This is a genomic window from Cryobacterium sinapicolor (assembly GCF_004403465.1).
GTDB classification, from domain to species: Bacteria; Actinomycetota; Actinomycetes; order Actinomycetales; family Microbacteriaceae; genus Cryobacterium; species Cryobacterium sinapicolor.
On sequence record NZ_SOGQ01000093.1, the window covers coordinates 1 to 2,852 of the forward strand.

A 2,852-nucleotide genomic window follows, 5' to 3' on the forward strand; every position below is an offset into this window, starting at 1 on the left:
CCGCACTCGAAGAGCCCAACAGGGCCACAGCCTCGGCCGCCTGCCTGAGGTCTTCCGCGAGGTTCATCATGTTCCAAGGATACCTTAATGGGCACACGTAGTCGAGAGTATCTCATGTTGTGGAGAAGTATTTTCGTAGTTTTCTTCTAGGGACTGTGGCGTTGGCTCGACGGCCCACCCGGGGGGCCGGGGGCGGTTCCGCGGCGCAGGTTGCAGCTCGCGGCGGATCATCTAACGTGCGCCTGCTTCCGTGAGGAGCGCCACGAGGGGGCAGGTCGGCCGGGCGGGAGCATTCGAAGGTTGGGTCGCCGGGTCTCGACAAGCTCGACCACCGGTTGGGCTCGACCACCGAGGCGAGCTCGACCACCGGATGGGATCGACCATCGAGGCAGGCTCGACGACCGGGTTCGGAACGGCTGAACTAGAGTCTTGGGATCACTGTCACCGTGCTTCGCCCGCAGCCCATCGACCGCGAGATCCTGCGCCTCGCCATTCCCGCCGTCGGCGCGCTCATCGCCGAACCGCTCTTCCTTCTCGCCGACTCCGCCATGGTCGGGCACCTCGGCGCCGTTCCGCTGGCGGGACTCGGCCTGGCCAGCGCCGTTCTGCAGACGGTCATCGGCCTGATGGTGTTCCTGGCCTACAGCACCACGCCCGCCGTGGCCCGGTGGCTCGGGGCCGGCGACCCCCGCCGTGCGGTCGCCGTCGGCATTGACGGGCTCTGGCTGGCCCTCGGTCTCGGCGTGCTGCTCGCCATCGTGGGCTGGTTCGCCACACCACTGCTCGTCGGGGCGTTCGGCGCCGAGCCTGCCGTCACCGCCGCGGCCGTCAGCTACTTGGGCCTCTCGATGCTCGGCCTGCCGGCCATGCTGCTCGTCTTCGCGGCGACCGGCCTGCTCCGCGGACTGCAGGACACCCGCACCCCATTGTGGGTGGCCGGGATCGGGTTCTCGGTCAACATCCTGCTGAATGCGGTGTTCATCTACGGCCTGGGTCTCGGCATCGTCGGATCCGCGCTCGGCACGGTCGTCGCCCAGTGGGCGATGGTCGCCGTCTACCTGGCCGTCGTCGGCCGCCACGCCCGCCGCGAGGGCGCGCCTTTGCGCCCGCATCGGGCCGGGATGCTGCGCGGTGCGGCATCCGGCGGCTGGCTATTCCTGCGCACGGTGAGCCTGCGTGCCGCCATGCTGCTCGCGGTGTTCGTGGCCACGAGCCTCGGTTCTCCCGAGCTGGCCGCCTTTCAGATTGCGATGACCCTATTCGCCACCCTGGCATTCGCCCTCGACGCCCTCGCGATCGCGGCACAGGCATTGGTGGGCCGGGGTCTCGGCGCCGGCAACCTAGCCGAGGTGCGCGCGGTGCTCAAACGCTGCCTCGAGTGGGGCGTGCTGAGCGGGGCCGCCCTCGGACTGCTGGTGATCGCCGGGAGCGGCGTGCTCGGCCGAGCGTTCACGAACGCGACCGAGGTCAGCGACCTGTTACCGGCGACCCTGATCGTGCTCGGACTGTCGGTTCCGCTCGGCGGAGTTGTCTTCGTGCTCGACGGGGTGCTGATCGGCGCCGGCGACGCGCGCTACCTGGCCCTGACCGGGCTGGTGAACCTGGCCGCGTTCGTGCCGCTGGCCCTCGCGGTGCTGGTGCTGGCCCCGTCGGGCGCCGCGGGGCTGGCCTGGCTGATGGCCGCGTTCGCCTTCGGCTACTTGGGCGCACGCGCGGTGACGCTCGGGCTGCGCGCCCGGGCGGCGAAGTGGATGGTCGTCGGCGCCCGCTGACACCGGGCCAGTCCGGGTGGCTGGTGCTCGCGCCGCAGGTCGGATAGGCAGGCGCGCGTCTACCCTGCGTCGGCTTCCGCGGATTGCGCCGGGACGACCAGGCGCGACTGAAGGGTGGGCTCTAGCTGAAGGAGTCGCCGCAGGCGCAGCTGCTGCCGGCGTTCGGGTTGTCAATCGTGAAGCCCTGCTTCGCGATGGTGTCCTCGAAGTCGATTGAGGCACCTTCGAGGTACGGCACGCTCATCTTGTCGAGCACGACCCCGACGCCGTCGAAGTCCACGACGACGTCGCCGTCGAGGATGCGCTCGTCAAAGTAGAGCTGGTAGATCAGGCCGGAGCAGCCTCCGGGCTGCACGGCAACGCGCAGGTTCAGGTCTTCGCGACCCTCCTGGCTGAGCAGGCTGCGCACCTTCAGTGCGGCGGCGTCGGTCAGGCCGACGCCGTGGGCCGGTGCGATGGGGGCAATGGTGTCGGTCATGGGACTCCTCGGACTTCACGCTGCATGGACGCGTCGGGCACGCCCTGTTGGAGCGTTTCGCGTACGCGAGTATCCGATCACTCTAAGCTCCCGCAGGCGTTCGGCGTACCCCGGAGGCCGCCGAGGGCATCCGCCGGCCGTTGGCGAACCATCTCTCGACCTGCCAGTGACCCGCCAAAGCCGGCCTCACTGTAGCCAGATGAAATCCTGAAGCCTAAAGTGAAGTAATCCAGTATTTTTATGCTCGTGGTCCAGATGACCCCGACGCAGCACGGCGTGGCCCTGATCGTCACTGAACTTTCAGCGGTGCGCACCTGAGCCGCCTCCGCAACTCGTTCCAGCCGGTCTCCTCACGGAGACCGAACGGGATGACCGGACTAATATCCGGGTTGTCGGGGTGGCAGAAGAGGTAGATATGTCTGACGTCCTGCTTGACCGCCCTGAACTTTCGGGGCTCGGCGTGTATGAATTCGGTTGGTCGGATTCCGACGCTGCCGGGGCCTCCGCTCGCCGTGGCATCTCGCCGGAGGTGGTGACCGACATCTCCAACCTCAAGAGCGAGCCGGAGTGGATGTTGCAGCGTCGCCTGAAGGCCCTCGAAC

Annotated in this window: 2 protein-coding genes and 1 pseudogene; 2 read left to right on the forward strand and 1 reads right to left on the reverse strand. The window is 68.2% G+C overall.

What is annotated here, in order from left to right:
- Positions 1 to 446: 446 nt before the first annotated feature.
- Positions 447 to 1,772, forward strand: coding sequence for an MATE family efflux transporter (locus E3T28_RS16450; protein ID WP_241979413.1), 1,326 nt, complete (start codon positions 447 to 449; stop codon positions 1,770 to 1,772).
- Positions 1,773 to 1,893: 121 nt separating this feature from the next.
- Here the strand turns inward: E3T28_RS16450 and erpA are convergent, their stop codons facing one another.
- The gene (gene erpA, locus E3T28_RS16455; RefSeq protein ID WP_134433329.1) at positions 1,894 to 2,250 is read right to left on the reverse strand and encodes an iron-sulfur cluster insertion protein ErpA; all 357 of its coding nucleotides are present in this window, start codon (positions 2,248 to 2,250) and stop codon (positions 1,894 to 1,896) included.
- A gap of 415 nt (positions 2,251 to 2,665) precedes the next feature.
- Between erpA and E3T28_RS16460 the strand changes: the two are divergent.
- Positions 2,666 to 2,852, forward strand: a pseudogene (locus E3T28_RS16460) (Fe-S cluster assembly protein SufB); the annotation flags it as partial.

Bases quoted from the DNA above. Each gene is read 5' to 3' on its own strand.
- erpA (WP_134433329.1), bottom strand. From the start codon at position 2,250: ATGACCGACACCATTGCCCCCATCGCACCGGCCCACGGCGTCGGCCTG.